The following is a 13,988-nucleotide window of genomic DNA, read 5'->3' as shown; positions in this document are numbered from 1 at the left end:
ATGTGATTCTCATCGTATGACGCCGATCACCGAGGTGGAGGGGCGGCGGCTCGCGCTCAGCAATCTGGAGAAGGTGCTGTATCCGGCGACCGGGTTCACCAAGGGCGAGGTGCTGCACTACTACGCGACCGTCGCCGACGCCCTGCTGCCTCATCTGCGCGACCGGCCGCTGTCCTTCCTGCGCTACCCCGACGGGCCCGACGGGCAGGTCTTCTTCGCCAAGAACGTGCCGCCGGGGACGCCGGAGTGGGTGACCACCGCCGAGGTGCCGCGTTCGGAGGGCCCGGCGCGGATGGTCGTGGTGCAGGATCTGGCGAGCCTCGTCTGGGCGGCGAACCTCGTCACCGAGTTCCATACGCCCCAGTGGGTGATCCAGCGGCCGGAGCTCGCCGACCGGCTCGTCTTCGACCTCGACCCCGGTGCGCCCGCGACCGTCGTCGAGTGCTGCGAGGTCGCGCTGTGGCTGCGGGAGCGGCTGGCGGCGGACGGTATCGAGGCGTATCCGAAGACGTCCGGCTCGAAGGGGCTGCATCTGCTGGCGGCGGTGCGGGGGGCGTCGTCCGAACGGGTCACGGAGTACGCCAGACAGCTGGCCGTGGAGGCGGAACGGGCCGCTCCGCGGCTGGCTCTGCACCGGATGACGCGGAGCCTGCGACCGGGAAAGGTGTTCGTCGACTGGAGTCAGAACGCGGCGCGCAAGACGACGGCCGCTCCGTACACCTTGCGGGCACGGGCCGAGCCGACCGTGTCGGCGCCGGTGACGTGGGAGGAGGTCGAGGAGTGCCGGTCGGCCGGGACGCTCACGTTCATGGCGTCCGACGTCGCACCGCGGTTGCAGGACTTCGGCGACCTGCTGGCGCCGCTGACCGATGCGGGGCGGGCGGGGACGGTGCCGGAGGGCGGGGCTGCGTCCTGAAGCGTGGGACCCGTGGGGCGCGTGGGGCGCCTCGTGGACGGCGCCCGTTCACACCCTCTTCCTCATCACACCCTTGCCCAGGTTCCCCGGTCTCTCGCCATCGCGTGCAGGGCTTCCACGTCCGCCGGTTTGAGCACGCCGCCCAGCCGGGCCAGGCCGGGGAGGTCGGCGTCGGTCAGGATCCGGGTCGCCCGCGGGGGCGCCGTGACGGAGACGTCCGTCGGGCCCACGAGGGCCAGCACGGGGTGGACCTCGGCCGTCAGGGCGTGGGAGGCGCGGTCGGCCTCGGCGCGCACCCGGCGCAGCAGGGGCTCGGGGGTGCGGCGGCCCAGGGCGACCATCGGGTCGGCGATCCGGACCCGCTGCCTGCGGGCGTACACGGCGTGGACCGCGAACAGGCCGGCCGGGCCGATGGCCAGGTGGTGGACGCGGTCGCCGCCGGGCAGCGCGACGGAGTGCAGGGTGTGCCAGCCCGCGCCGTCGAGACGGTCCAGCGCCTCGCCGACCGTCTGTTCGGCCGTCAGGGCATGGCGGCGCGGGTCGGTCCTGAGCCGGTGGGCGGGGGGCGGGTCGCGGTCCAGGTCGATCACCAGGGCCTCGCCGGGGCGGTTGGGGGCCAGGTCGTCGTCCGGGTGGAGGGAGAGACGGGCCAGCTCCACCGGGGTCGGCACCGGGGGCGGGCCCACCGTGACCGGGCCCGTGAGGAAGGGGCCGAGGGCTTTCAGGACGTCCTCCCTGCGGTCGTCCCCGATGAGGTTGACCCTGGCCGACTCACGGTCGTACCAGGCTATGTCGCTGCCGTCCGCGAGGCGGACGTAGAGCCGCTCCCGACCATGCCGCCGGGTCGGTACGACGCGCAGTCCGTTCATGCACCATCACCCCTACGACCATGGGAACAGGAGGGGCGCTCCAGGGGCAAGAAGGCGGTTGCCTCCGGCGCGAGGTGGGCAAGCACTGGGCAGCGCGTTTGGGGAGGCGCCGTTGCGGACCCGCAGGAAGCAACCCGACGTACCGGTTCCGGACCGCCCGTGGAGCGAGATCGTGCCCGGCCTGTGGATGGGCGGCCACGAGTTCCGGGGGCCCGGCGGAGAGCGGCGGCTCGCCGTGGCGCGCGACGAGTTCGATCTCGTCCAGACGCTGACGCGGGCCCGGCAGGGGCACGGACCCGATCCCGGCGTGCGCCACCAGGTGTGGCCCATCCCGGACGGTCCGCTGGACGGGACCCAGCTCGCCGGGGTGATCCGGCTGGCGCAGGCAGCGGGAGACGCGCTGGACGAGGGCCTCACGGTGCTCGTCCGCTGCTACAGCGGTTACAACCGCTCGGGCCTGGTCGTGGCCCACACGTTGACGGACCTGGGTCATTCGGCCGACGCGGCCATCCGGCTGATACGGTCCCGGCGCTCGCCCTGGGCCCTGCACAACGAACTGTTCGTGGAGTACCTGCGGGCGGGGCTGCCCACGGCCAGGCTCTTGGAGGAACTCGCCGAGTAGCCGAGTAGCCGAGTAGCCGAGCGGCAAATCGGCCGAGCGGTCCAGTCGCCCAGCGGTCCAGTGGCCGAGTGGCTGAGAGGCCCTGTGCGCGAGCGGCCGAGCTGCTGAACGGCCGGGTGGCCGGGTGATCGGGCAGCCGGGCAGCCGGGTGACCGGGCAATCGAGTGGCCGAGCAATCGAGCGGCCGGCTGCCCGAGCAATCGAGCGGCCGGCTGCCCGAGCGCTCGGGCAGCCGAGCGCTCGGGTAGCCGGGTAAGCGTTTCGCCCATGGTCAGCGTCACAGCACTCATCCACAGCACTGCGCCTCAGCGCCGCAGTACGCTGCCTCAGCTCCACCGGCCCACCGGTACGCAAAACGGACTTCCCTATGAATAAGGTGTACGGGGCCTGCCATCGCCGTCACCCAAGAGGAGCCCCAGGAGTCCCGTGTTCCACAGCCGCCCCGGCCGCCCCGGTCTCCCCGGCCGCCCCGGTCTCCCCGGCCGCCCCGCTCGTCCCCTGCTCGTCGCCGCCGTCGTCTTCCTGATGGCCTCCGCCGCCGTGGGCTGCGGTGACGCCGGCGACCTGCAAGGCGCGGGGTCGACGCCGACGGCGGTCAGCCCGGACAAGCTCTGGCCCGACCTGCACCCCGCCTCCAGCCCGGCGTTCGACATCGGCGAGGTGGAGACCCAGGTGGTCAAGGGCATCACCGTGCCCGACGGCGACATCCGCAGGGTGGACCCGGTCGCGGTGGTGCGCAGGGAGATCGCCGACCACCCGGGCGACTACGGCGCGGGATCCTACGCCGAGACGGCCCGGCGGATGGCCGACTGCGGCAAGAGCGGCGCGGAGGGCCGCAGATGTCCCGTACTCAAGGCGTACTACCGGGACCTCACCGGCGACGGCCGCCCCGACCTGACCCTCGGCTTCCGGCAGCTGCCGGGCAACCTGACGGCCGTCCGCGTCTACACCGTGCGCAAGAACAGGCTCGTGCAGGTCATGGCGTACGAGGATGCCGTGAGCGGGGTCGAGCTGGCCAGGCGGTCCGTGATCATCCGCGCGCCCTCGGAGGTCGCGGGCTACGAGTACCGGCTGCAGTGGACCTGGGACCAGCAGCAGCAGGCGATGCTGCTCACCCATGACGAGATGCTCCGCACCGGCAGCCCCAAGCGCTCCCGCCGGCGCTCCGCGTCCGTCACCCCCGCCCCCTCGGCGTCGCCGTCCCGCCCGCCGGCCGCGTCGTCCGCGCCCGCGTCTGCGTCCGCGTCGTCGCGGGTGTCGTCGTCCGCGAGCGGCCGATGAGGCCGGCGCTGCCCTCCTGGGCCGGCACGCTCGCCGTGAAGGCCGCCGCCTTCATCACGGTGATGTGCTGCGCGCTGGCCGCCCTGCTCGGCATCCTGGTGCACGTCTCGGTGACGAACCAGACCGTCGGCCGGGCTCGCGACCTCGCGCTGTCCCGGCTGGAGGACGCGACCACGGCGTTCGAGGCCGGGGGCTCGCTCGGCCAGGAAGCGCGGCTGGATCCGCCCGAGCTGCCCCCGTCGCTGCGGAGGCTGGCGGTGGCCGGGGAGCGCGGCACGATGGTCGCCGACCGCCGGGGCCGCCCCACGATGTGGGCGGCGGGCCCCGCCGACGGCGAGCGGGCTCTCGCGGTCGCGATCGACTACTCGCAGAGCGCCCACACCATCGAGGCGCTCGACACCGCGATCCTGTGGTCGTCGGCGCTGGCGATCGGCGCGACGCTGATGGTCGGCGCCGTCGCCGTGACCCGGGTGACCCGGCGGCTGCACACCACCGCACAGGTGGCCCGCCGGATCACCGCCGGCGACCTGGACGCGCGCGTGGACGACCGCCGCGCCAAGGAGCCGGGCCGACCGCAGGACGAGGTGGGCGCGGTCGCCGTCGCGCTGGACTCCATGGCCTCCTCGCTGCAGGGCAAGCTGCTCAGCGAGCAGCGCTTCACCGCCGACGTGGCGCACGAACTGCGCACCCCCCTGACCGGGCTGCACGCGGCGGCCGAACTCCTGCCGCCCGGACGGCCGACGGAACTGGTGCGCGACCGGGTGACGGCGCTGCGCACGCTGACCGAGGACCTGCTGGAGATCTCCCGGCTGGACACCGGACGGGAACGGCTGGAGCTGGACGTCGAGGACCTGGGCGCACTGGCGGTGCGGGTGGTGCGGGCGGTGGAGGCCTCGGACTTCTTCGGAACCCCGCCGGCCGCCGGGCCTCCGGCGGCCTCGGGGACTTCGACCGCCGCCGGGGCGTCGGCGACCGGCGGGGCGTCGGCGACCACGGACGGCGAGGTCGCGGTCGTCATCGTCCGGGACACGCACGTGGAGACCGACCGGCGGCGGCTGGAACGGGTGCTCGGCAATCTGCTGGCCAACGCGCACCGGCACGGGCGGGCCCCGGTGACGCTGACGGTGGACGGGCCCGTGGTCACCGTGCGGGACCACGGGGACGGATATCCGGAGTACCTGGTCACGCACGGGCCGCAGCGGTTCCGCACCGAGGGCGGGGCCAGGGGGCACGGGCTCGGGCTGACCATCGCGGTCGGGCAGGCCGAGGTGCTGGGGGCGCGGCTGGCGTTCACGAACGCCCCGGACGGCGGTGCGGTGGCGACGCTGACGCTGCCTCAGTCGCCGCCCGCCCCGGCGCGCCTCCCCGATGGCGCAGCGTGACGGGCGGCCCGCACAAACCGCTCCTAATGTGGCGATTAGTCAGGTTCACCCTCTTCATGGAGGTATCGCCATGCCCTTGCGTTCGGCTCTCACCCGTCTGGCCATGGTCACCGCGGCGGGCGCACTCGCCACCACCGCGGCCGTCGCCCCGGCCCTCGCCGACGACTGGGACGGCGACGGCGGCGGCAACAACACCCAGAGCGACGACTCGTACGACTGGCTCGGCCAAGGCGGCCAAGGCGGCGGAGACGGCGGAGACGGCGGAGGCGGCCAGAACGAGCAGCTCGGCAACCAGAACGGCCAGGGGAACCAGAACGGCCATACCGGCCAGGGCAATCAGGCCGGCCAGGGCAACCAGAGCAGCCAGAGCAGTCAGGCAGGCCAGGGCCACCAGAACAGCCAGGGCAATCAGGCCGGCCAAAGCAACCAGCACAGCCAGGACGGCCAGAACGGCCTGACCGGCCAAGGGAATCAGAACGGCCAGAGCGGCACCTGGCAGTCCGGCGGCGGCACCGGCGGCGACGGCGGCGCCTGGCAGTCCGGCCACCAGAACGACTCCCGCCACTACCGCGGGCGCGTCACCGCGAGCGAACTGCTGCTGCGCAGCGCACCCAACCGCGGCGGCCAGGTGATCCGGGTCGCCCGTCGCGGCGAGATCGTCTCCATCTTCTGCAGGACCCCCGGCCAGAACGTCCAGGGCAACCCCGTCTGGTACCTCCTCACGGACGGCACCTGGGCCTGGGGCGCGGCGCGGTACATCGACGTCATCGGCGCGACGCCGCGCTGGTGCTGACACGAAGACCGTCCAAGGCTCGCAGGAGCCCTATTTGGGTAGGTTCCGGACATGACGAAAGCCGGAGTCGGAGCAGGAACGGGCACCACCGTGGCGGCCGACGCGCCCGCCGCCACGGTGGGCCTCCCCCGGCGCCGCGGCGTCGAACTGTCCCTCATCGTGCTGGCCGTCCTGCTGTCCGTGTACGGGTACTGCGCTGTCGGCCTGGCCCGGAACGGCTCCCTTCCGCCCGGCGCCGCAGGTTACGGCGCGGGGCTCGGCGTGCTCGCGCTGCTGGCACATCTCGCGGTGCGGCTGCGCGCTCCCTGGGCCGACCCGCTGCTGCTCCCCATCGCCGTGCTGCTCAACGGGATGGGCCTGGTGCTGATCTACCGGCTCGATCTGGAGACCCCCGGCGAACGGGCGGCGCCCACGCAACTCGTGTGGTCCACGGTCGGGGTGGCCCTGTTCATCGTGGTCGTGACGGCACTGGGCGACCACCGCGTGCTGCAGCGGTACTCGTACGTGTGCGTGGTGGCCGCACTCGCCCTGCTGACCCTTCCGATCCTGTTCCCCGCGGTCAACGGGGCCCGCATCTGGATCCGGATCGCCGGTTTCTCCATCCAGCCGGGGGAGTTCGCCAAGGTGCTGCTGGCGGTGTTCTTCGCCGCCTACCTGGCGGCCAACCGCACGGCGCTGTCGTACGCGGGCCGCCGGATCTGGCGCTTCAGCCGGATGCAGCTGCCCACCGGGCGGGTGCTCGGCCCGATCGTCACGATCTGGCTGCTGAGCGTCGGCGTGCTGATCCTGGAACGGGACCTCGGCACGTCCCTGCTCTTCTTCGGCCTGTTCGTGGTGATGCTCTACGTCGCCACCGGCCGCACCGGCTGGATCGCGGTGGGTCTGCTGCTCGCCTCGCTCGGCGCGGTCGCCGTCGGCCGCCTGGAACCGCATGTGCACAGCAGGATCGAGGACTGGCTGCACCCCTTCGCCTCGATCGAGGCCGGTCAGGGCGCCAACCAGCTCGCGCAGTCGCTGTTCTCCTTCGCGGCCGGCGGGGCGTTCGGAACCGGGCTGGGCGTCGGCCACTCGATCCTCATCGGCTTCGCCGCGAAGTCGGACTTCATCCTGGCGACGGCGGGCGAGGAGCTGGGCCTGGCGGGGCTCTCTGCGCTGTTCCTGCTCTACGGCCTGCTCGTCGAGCGCGGCTACCGCGCGGGGCTGTCGGCGCGCGATCCCTTCGGACGGCTGCTGGCCGCCGGGCTCGCCTCGATCGTGGCGTTCCAGGTGTTCGTGATCGCGGGCGGGGTGACCGGCCTGATCCCGCTGACCGGGATGGCGATGCCGTTCCTGGCCCAGGGCGGCTCCTCCGTGGTCACCAACTGGGCGATCGTGGCGCTGCTGATCCGGGTGAGCGACTCGGCCCGCCGACCCTGCGGCGCCCCGTCCGCCGCCCCGCCGACCGACCCGGCCGCCGCCCCGCTCGCCGGTCCGGTCGCCCGTCGGGCGGCCCGACGGCCGCACGGACCGACCGCCGTACAACCCACCGAACCGCGCACCGAACCCCCCACCGCGCCACTCGGCGTACAACCCGGCGAACCGGTCGACGCGCTGGTCGACAAGGGTCCCAAGAGTCCAGGGAGAACCGGGTGACCCGGCACATCCGGCATGCCGCCGTCTTCTGCGCCCTGCTGCTGGCAGCGCTTCTGGTCAACGCCGCGCGCGTCCAGCTGGTCCAGTCGGGGTCCTACGACGCCAACCCCGCCAACCGGCGTGGCTCCATCGCCCGTTACGCGCAGCCGCGCGGTGACATCCTCGTCGGCGGCACGCCCGTCACCGGCTCCCGGGACACCGGGGAGCAGCTGCGCTACGAACGCACCTACCAGGACGGGCCGTTGTACGCACCGGTGACCGGATTCGCCTCGCAGGTGTACGGGACGACGTTCCTGGAGCACGCCGGTGACGCGTTGCTCTCGGGCTCGGATCCGCTGCTCTCGCCGTTCCCGTTGTGGAACGACGTCACGCACGGCCGGGCGCCCGGCGGCGACGTGGTGACGACGCTGAACCGCCACGCCCAGTGGGCCGCCTACGAGGGGCTGGACGGGCGCAAGGGCGCGGTGGCGGCGGTGGAGCCGTCGACGGGGCGGGTGCTGGCGCTGGTGTCCAGTCCGTCGTACGACCCGGGGATGCTGTCCGGCAACGACGCCCGGGCCGAGCGGGCCTGGGCCCGGCTCAACCGCGACCCGGACAAGCCGATGCTGAACCGTGCGGTGCGGCAGACGTATCCGCCGGGGTCGACGTTCAAGGTGGTCACCGCGGCGGCGGCGCTGGACGCGGGCGTCGTCACGGACCTGGACGCGGCGACGGACTCCCCCGCCCCCTACCGGCTGCCCGGCACGACGACGAGACTGACGAACGAGGGCGACGGCTGCGAGGACGCGTCCCTGCGGGAGGCCTTCGAGTGGTCCTGCAACACGGTGTTCGCCAAGCTCGGCGTGGACACGGGACTGTCCGGGATGACCCGGACGGCCCGGGCGTTCGGCTTCAACGACGAATCCGTGCGGATCCCGTTCGGCGTCGCGCCGAGCACCTTCGACACCTCGCTCGACAGGGCGCAGCTCGCGTTGTCCTCGATCGGTCAGTACAACACGCGGGCCACCCCGTTGCAGATGGCGATGGTGTCGGCGGCCGTGGCCGACGGGGGGCAGGTGCGCACGCCGTACCTGGTGGAGCGGACCACACGGAAGGGCGGGGCGACGGTGGCCACGGCCGGCTCCCGGCCGTCCCGGCAGGCGATGCTCCCCTCGACGGCGAGGCGGCTGCGGGAGCTGATGGCGGACGTGGTGCGGGAGGGCACCGGGACCAACGCCGCGATCCCCGGCGCGATCGTCGGCGGCAAGACGGGCACCGCCCAGCACGGCCTCGGCAACGCCGGCATTCCCTACGCCTGGTTCGTCTCCTGGGCGCAGGGCCAGCGGGACCCGGTGCCGAGGGTCGCGGTCGCGGTGGTGGTGGAGGACGGGTCGGCGCGCCGCGGGGACATCACCGGGGGCGGGATGGCGGCGCCGATCGCGCGGGCGGTGATGGAGGCGGTGCTCGACTCGTGAGCCGTCGGGCTTCCGGGGCCCGGCCGGCAGGACTTGCGAAGTCGGCCGGCAGGACTCCCGAAGTCGTAGGACTCGGCAAGAAGTGGCGTCCGAGGGATTGACGGCCTTGCTGACAGGCAGTCTCATAAGAGGCATGACGACCCTCACGGATGCCGACGCGCTGGAAGGGCTGCGGGACGCGCTGGGCCTGCTCAAGGACCGGGAGCAGGTGGCCGAGCGGCTGCTCGCGTCCTCCGCCAAGCACTCCTTCGACCCGGACGAGGAGCTTGACTGGGACGCGCCCTTCGAGGACGGCAAGTGGTTCTGGCCGCCGGAACTCGTGTCGCTGTACGACACGCCGATGTGGCGGCGGATGAGCGAGGAGCAGCGGATCCTGCTGTCCCGGCACGAGGCCGCCGCGCTCGCCTCGCTCGGCATCTGGTTCGAGATCATCCTCATGCAGCTGCTCGTGCGGCACATCTACGACAAGGCCGCGACGAGCGCGCACGTGCGGTACGCGCTGACCGAGATCGAGGACGAGTGCCGGCACTCGAAGATGTTCGCCCGGCTCATCGCGCGCGGCGGCACGCCCCTGTACCCGGTGAGCCGTGCCCACCAGAACATGGGCCGCCTGTTCAAGACGGTCTCCACCACCCCCGGCTCCTTCACCGCGACCCTGCTCGGCGAGGAGGTCCTCGACTGGATGCAGCGGCTGACCTTTCCCGACGATCGGGTCCAGCCGCTGGTCCGGGGCGTCACCCGGATCCACGTCGTGGAGGAGGCCCGGCACGTGCGCTACGCCCGTGAGGAGCTGCGCCGCCAGATGGTGACGGCGCCGAGGTGGTCGCAGGAGTTCACCCGGGTCACGTCCGGCGAGTTCGCCCGGGTGTTCTCCGTGGCCTTCGTGAACCCCGAGGTCTACCGGAACGTGGGCCTGGACCGCCGCGAGGCCATGGCACAGGTGCAGGCGAGCGGGCACCGGCGGGAGGTCATGCAGACGGGAGCGAAGCGGCTGACGGACTTCCTGGACGACATCGGCGTGCTGCGCGGGGTGGGCCGCCGCCTGTGGAAGTCATCGGGCCTGCTCGCCTGACAGAGAGGTCGTGAGGCGGCGACGCCACCGGTCGGTCTGCCCCTCGCCTGACCGACGTCCTCGCGGGCGCCGCCCGACAGGGCGGGAGCGCTCGCCCGGCCGGGCGGGGGGGTCGTCCGGCCGGGGCGGGGGGTCGTCCGGCCCGGGCCGGGAGCACTCGCGGGCGGGGGCATCGTCCGAGCGGGGGGCCGGGCGCTGTGCCGTGCGGGCGATTACGCTGCTCGTCATGACGCCAGCCGCCCCCGCCTACCGTCGTCTCAGCGTCGAGGAGCGCCGCAGTCAGCTTCTCGACGCGGCGCTGTCGCTCTTCGCGCACCGCGTTCCCGAGGACGTCTCGCTGGACGACGTGGCGGAGGCAGCCGGGGTGTCCCGGCCGCTCGTCTACCGGTACTTCCCCGGCGGGAAGCAGCAGTTGTACGAGGCCGCGCTGCGCTCCGCCGCCGAGGAACTGCACCACTGCTTCGACGAACCCCAGGACGGCCCGCTCCTCCCCCGCCTCGCCCGCGTGCTCGACCGCTATCTGACCTTCGTCGGCCGTCATGACGCCGGCTTCAGCGCACTGCTGCAGGGCGGCAGCGTCGTGGAGACCTCCCGGACGACCGCGACCGTGGACGGCGTACGGCGGGCCGCCGCCGAGGCCATCTACCGCCACCTGGCGGTTCCCGACCCCGGTCCGCGGCTCCGGATGACCGTACGGATGTGGATCACGGCCGTCGAGGCGGCCTCCCTCATCTGGCTCGACGAGGACAAGCAGCCGCCCGCCGACGAACTGCGGGACTGGCTGGTCGACCAGTTCGTCGCGGTCCTCGCGGTGACCGCCGCGCGGGACGCGCAGACCGCCGAACTGGTCCGGGGCGCGCTGGGCACGGAGACCTGATCGACACTGGTGCCGTGAAGAGCGAAGACACCCCCTTCGAGGGCGGTCCCATGGACGGCCGGGTGCTGCCCGTGCTGCTGGGTCCGACCGGGCACCCGCCCAAGACCTACCGCATTCCCGTCCCCGACGCGGCCGGGGGCCCGCCGGCCGTCCTGGTCTACCGGCGCGTGCCGCGCGGCCACAGCAGGCGGCTCGGGCTCCCCCGGGGCTGGAAGTACGAGTTCGACCCCGAAGGGAAGAAGGACGAGCGGCTGCGCTGGCCCTGGTCCACGCCCCCCGCGCGACCGGACGCGCGACCCGGCGGGGGGCGGGAGTACCGGCCCCGCGCCACGCCCGACGCCACGCCGGAGGAAGGGCGGGACGACGCCGACGGGTGACGTCGTTGCGCCGAACCGCGCACGCCCGGCGCGCGGACCGCGCGCGCACGCCTGATGCTCACCCTGCGGGATGGAGGGGCCACCCCGCAGCGGAGGTGATGTCGTGTCAGGAAGACTGCTGCGTCTGGCCTGTACGGTCTCCACGGCGGCCCTCGCCGCGCAGACCGTGCTGGCTCCCGGACTCGCCGTGGCCACGACGGGGGCCATGGCGGCCGGCGAACGGACGACGGCCGCACCACGGACCCCGGACAGGCAACAGGACCGGCAACGGGACCGAAAACCGGACTCAGGCACAGGTGCAGGCACAGGCTCGCATTCGGGTCAGGACGCGGACACGGATCCGGCCTCGGGCGGACCGTCGGCGACCGGGGGAGACGCACCCGACGCACCCGACGTCCCCGACGCACCCGGTCAAGGGGCGGACCCGGGCTCCGCTCCGGGCGGACGAACCGTGGCCGAGTTGCTGAAGGACCTTCAGCGGCTGTACCGGGAGGCCGAGGCGGCCACCGAGGCCTACAACGCCACCGAGGAGCAGCTCCGGCGGCGACGGGCCGAGACCGGGCGGCTGGACACCGACCTGGTCAAGGCCCGGCTCTCGCTCCACGAGAGCCGGAACGCGGCCGGGCGGCTCGCCCGCCGGCAGTACCAGGGCAGCACCGCCCTCTCCCCCTACGTACGCCTGCTGCTCGCCCGGGATCCGCAGCACGCTCTCGACCAGGGCCATGTGATCGGCCGGCTGGCGCGCGAGCGGAAGGAGACGGTCGGGCGGCTGGAGAACGGCGAGCGCAGAGCCGCCGGGCTGGCCCGCCGGGCCCGCGCCGCTCTCGACGCCCAGCTCACCCTGACGGCGCGCAGGAAGAAGGAGCGCGACGCCGTGCGCCGGCGCCTGGACGAGGTCGAGAAGCTCCTGGCCTCCCTCACCGCCGAGCAGCTCACCGCGCTCGCCGCGTTGGAGAGCGACGGGGTGGCGCGGGCGCAGAAGAGGCTCGTGGCGTCCGGTGCGCTCGGCGACGACGGCAAGCCGTCCGAGCAGGGCGAGAAGGCCGTGCGGTACGCGGTGCGCCAGCTCGGCAAGCCGTACGAGTGGGGCGCGCAGGGGCCGAGGTCGTACGACTGCTCCGGCCTGACCTCGCAGGCCTGGGAACATGCCGGGACCAAGGTCCCCCGGACCAGCGAGGAGCAGTGGGCTCGGCTGCCGAGGATCCCGCTGAAGGAGCTGCGCCCGGGCGACCTGGTGATCTACTTTCCCGAGGCCACGCATGTGGCGATGTACCTCGGGCACGGCATGGTGGTGCAGGCCCCGCGGACCGGCGAGAAGGTGAAGGTCTCCCCGATCGCGTCCAACCCGGTGCTCGGCGCGGTGCGTCCGGATCCGGGCGGCGAGCCCCTGCGCCGGTACCGGCCGCCGAAGCTCCCGCCGGCGGCGACCGGGGCGGGAGAGGCGGCGGACCGTCAGGCTCCGGTCAGCGAGCCCAGGTAGGCGGCGGTCTTCTCGGGCTCGTAGAAGAAGTTCTCGAAGTCGGCCGGGTCGTTGAAGGCGTTGGCGAAGCGGTCGGCCGCGGGCTGCAGCTGTCCGGCCGCGCCGAGCAGGCCGATGATGTGCTCCGGCGGCGGGGCCAGCATCGCGTTGGTCCACTTGGTGACGTGCCGCGCGGTGTCCCAGTACCGTTCGAAGGTGGCGCGCATCCATTCCTCGTCGAACTCCTTCTCCCCGCGCTCCAGGATCGACGCGAGGTACGCGGCCGCGCACTTGGAGGCCGAGTTGGAGCCCTGACCGGTGATCGGGTCGTTGGCGACGACGACGTCGGCGACGCCGAGGACCAGACCGCCTCCGGGGAGCCGGCCGACGGGGTTGCGGACGGTGGGCGCGTAACGGCCGGCCAGGGTGCCGCCGGCGTCGGTCAGTTCGACCCGGGTGGCCCGCGCGTACTCCCAGGGCGTGAACTTCTCCATGAGCGCCAGGGTCAGGGAGAGGTGTTCCGCGGGGTCCTTGACGCCGTTGAAGACGTCGAGCGGGCCGCCGGGTATGCCCTCCCAGAACAGGATGTCCGCGCGGCCGGAGAGGGTGAACGTCGGCATGACGAACAGTTCGCCGACGCCGGGGACGAGGTTGCAGCGGACCGCGTCCAGGTCCGGGTGCTCCGGGCGCGGGCCCATTCCGTGCACGTAGGCGACGGCGAGGGCGCGCTGCGGCTCGCTGTAGGGGGAGCGCTCCGGGTCGCGGCCGAACATCTGGACCAGCTCGCCCTTGCCGGCCGAGACCAGGACGAGGTCGTAGGCGCGGGAGAAGTAGTCGAGGTCGGAGACGGCCGCGCCGTGGATGACGAGCTGGCCGCCGCGCTGGGCGAACGTCTCCATCCAGCCGGCCATCTTGACCCGCTGGTCGACGGACTGGGCGTACCCGTCCAGTCGGCCCAGCCAGTCGATCGCGCGCTGGGTGGGGCCCGGGTCGTGCGAGCCGGGAGCGGCGACCGAGACGCCCAGGCCCTCGATCCTGGGGGCCTGCTGCTCCCAGAAATTCAGCTGGAGGTCGCGCTCGTGCTGCAGGGCGGTGTGGAACATGCACTGCGTCGACATGACCCGGCCGGAGCGGATCTCGTCCGCCGTCCGGTTCGACATCAGGGTGACCTCGTACCCGTGCGACTGGAGGCCGAGGGCGAGCTGGAGACCGGACTGGCCGGCTCCGACGACGAGTATCTTCCGCATGCGGGGG

General features: G+C 73.2%; 13 protein-coding genes. 11 read left to right on the top strand and 2 right to left on the bottom strand.

What is annotated here, in order from left to right:
- Positions 1 to 16 precede the first annotated feature (16 nt).
- Entirely contained in the window at positions 17 to 916 is a 900-nt protein-coding gene (ligD, locus tag IE239_RS21960) for a non-homologous end-joining DNA ligase (RefSeq protein WP_190151068.1), read from the top strand.
- Between the two features lie 65 nt (positions 917 to 981).
- On the opposite strand, the gene IE239_RS21955 is transcribed toward ligD, so the two are convergent.
- Entirely contained in the window at positions 982 to 1,785 is an 804-nt protein-coding gene (locus IE239_RS21955) for a nuclease-related domain-containing protein (RefSeq protein ID WP_190151067.1), read from the bottom strand.
- A 112-nt stretch (positions 1,786 to 1,897) separates the two neighbouring features.
- Here IE239_RS21955 and IE239_RS21950 point away from each other — a divergent pair, with 112 nt between their 5' ends.
- The 10 genes from IE239_RS21950 (at position 1,898) to IE239_RS21900 (ending at position 12,755) form a co-directional block, all read left to right on the top strand.
- Positions 1,898 to 2,407 (top strand): protein-tyrosine phosphatase family protein, encoded by a 510-nt coding sequence (locus IE239_RS21950; protein ID WP_190151066.1) that lies wholly within the window; start codon positions 1,898 to 1,900, stop codon positions 2,405 to 2,407.
- A 525-nt stretch (positions 2,408 to 2,932) separates the two neighbouring features.
- Positions 2,933 to 3,688 (top strand): hypothetical protein, encoded by a 756-nt coding sequence (locus IE239_RS21945; protein WP_190151092.1) that lies wholly within the window; start codon positions 2,933 to 2,935, stop codon positions 3,686 to 3,688.
- On the top strand, positions 3,685 to 5,070 hold the full coding sequence (locus tag IE239_RS21940) for an ATP-binding protein (RefSeq protein ID WP_190151065.1): 1,386 nt from the start codon (positions 3,685 to 3,687) through the stop codon (positions 5,068 to 5,070). Before IE239_RS21945 ends, IE239_RS21940 begins: the two co-directional genes overlap by 4 nt.
- A 70-nt stretch (positions 5,071 to 5,140) precedes the next feature.
- On the top strand, positions 5,141 to 5,863 hold the full coding sequence (locus tag IE239_RS42245; RefSeq protein ID WP_229878235.1) for an SH3 domain-containing protein: 723 nt from the start codon (positions 5,141 to 5,143) through the stop codon (positions 5,861 to 5,863).
- Positions 5,864 to 5,914: 51 nt separating this feature from the next.
- Entirely contained in the window at positions 5,915 to 7,495 is a 1,581-nt protein-coding gene (locus IE239_RS21925; protein ID WP_229878234.1) for an FtsW/RodA/SpoVE family cell cycle protein, read from the top strand.
- Entirely contained in the window at positions 7,492 to 8,949 is a 1,458-nt protein-coding gene (locus IE239_RS21920) for a penicillin-binding transpeptidase domain-containing protein (protein ID WP_190151064.1), read from the top strand. Before IE239_RS21925 ends, IE239_RS21920 begins: the two co-directional genes overlap by 4 nt.
- Before the next feature lie 133 nt (positions 8,950 to 9,082).
- A complete protein-coding gene (locus IE239_RS21915) occupies positions 9,083 to 10,021 on the top strand; it encodes an AurF N-oxygenase family protein (protein WP_190151063.1) in 939 nt (312 codons plus the stop codon).
- A 226-nt stretch (positions 10,022 to 10,247) separates the two neighbouring features.
- Complete coding sequence (locus IE239_RS21910; protein WP_190151062.1) at positions 10,248 to 10,898, top strand: TetR/AcrR family transcriptional regulator; 651 nt, start codon at positions 10,248 to 10,250, stop codon at positions 10,896 to 10,898.
- Positions 10,899 to 10,912: 14 nt separating this feature from the next.
- A complete protein-coding gene (locus IE239_RS21905; RefSeq protein WP_190151061.1) occupies positions 10,913 to 11,275 on the top strand; it encodes a DUF8847 domain-containing protein in 363 nt (120 codons plus the stop codon).
- A gap of 70 nt (positions 11,276 to 11,345) precedes the next feature.
- On the top strand, positions 11,346 to 12,755 hold the full coding sequence (locus IE239_RS21900) for a C40 family peptidase (protein WP_190151060.1): 1,410 nt from the start codon (positions 11,346 to 11,348) through the stop codon (positions 12,753 to 12,755).
- Here IE239_RS21900 and IE239_RS21895 read toward each other — a convergent pair.
- On the bottom strand, positions 12,728 to 13,981 hold the full coding sequence (locus IE239_RS21895; RefSeq protein WP_190151059.1) for a styrene monooxygenase/indole monooxygenase family protein: 1,254 nt from the start codon (positions 13,979 to 13,981) through the stop codon (positions 12,728 to 12,730). The two genes, IE239_RS21900 and IE239_RS21895, sit on opposite strands and share 28 nt — an antisense overlap.
- Positions 13,982 to 13,988: the final 7 nt, after the last annotated feature.

It is taken from the genome of Streptomyces humidus (genome assembly GCF_014649655.1).
GTDB classification, from domain to species: domain Bacteria; phylum Actinomycetota; class Actinomycetes; order Streptomycetales; family Streptomycetaceae; genus Streptomyces; species Streptomyces humidus.
This window is presented reverse-complemented; position numbering and strand designations above follow the sequence as displayed.

Excerpts from the sequence above, each read along its gene's own strand:
- ligD (WP_190151068.1), top strand. The coding sequence starts at position 17 with ATGACGCCGATCACCGAGGTGGAGGGGCGGCGGCTCGCGCTCAGCAAT.
- IE239_RS21910 (WP_190151062.1), top strand. The coding sequence starts at position 10,248 with ATGACGCCAGCCGCCCCCGCCTACCGTCGTCTCAGCGTCGAGGAGCGC.
- IE239_RS21895 (WP_190151059.1), bottom strand. The coding sequence starts at position 13,981 with ATGCGGAAGATACTCGTCGTCGGAGCCGGCCAGTCCGGTCTCCAGCTC.
- IE239_RS21900 (WP_190151060.1), top strand. The coding sequence starts at position 11,346 with ATGGAGGGGCCACCCCGCAGCGGAGGTGATGTCGTGTCAGGAAGACTG.
- IE239_RS21925 (WP_229878234.1), top strand. The coding sequence starts at position 5,915 with ATGACGAAAGCCGGAGTCGGAGCAGGAACGGGCACCACCGTGGCGGCC.
- IE239_RS21915 (WP_190151063.1), top strand. The coding sequence starts at position 9,083 with ATGACGACCCTCACGGATGCCGACGCGCTGGAAGGGCTGCGGGACGCG.
- IE239_RS21945 (WP_190151092.1), top strand. The coding sequence starts at position 2,933 with ATGGCCTCCGCCGCCGTGGGCTGCGGTGACGCCGGCGACCTGCAAGGC.
- IE239_RS42245 (WP_229878235.1), top strand. The coding sequence starts at position 5,141 with ATGCCCTTGCGTTCGGCTCTCACCCGTCTGGCCATGGTCACCGCGGCG.
- IE239_RS21955 (WP_190151067.1), bottom strand. The coding sequence starts at position 1,785 with ATGAACGGACTGCGCGTCGTACCGACCCGGCGGCATGGTCGGGAGCGG.
- IE239_RS21940 (WP_190151065.1), top strand. The coding sequence starts at position 3,685 with ATGAGGCCGGCGCTGCCCTCCTGGGCCGGCACGCTCGCCGTGAAGGCC.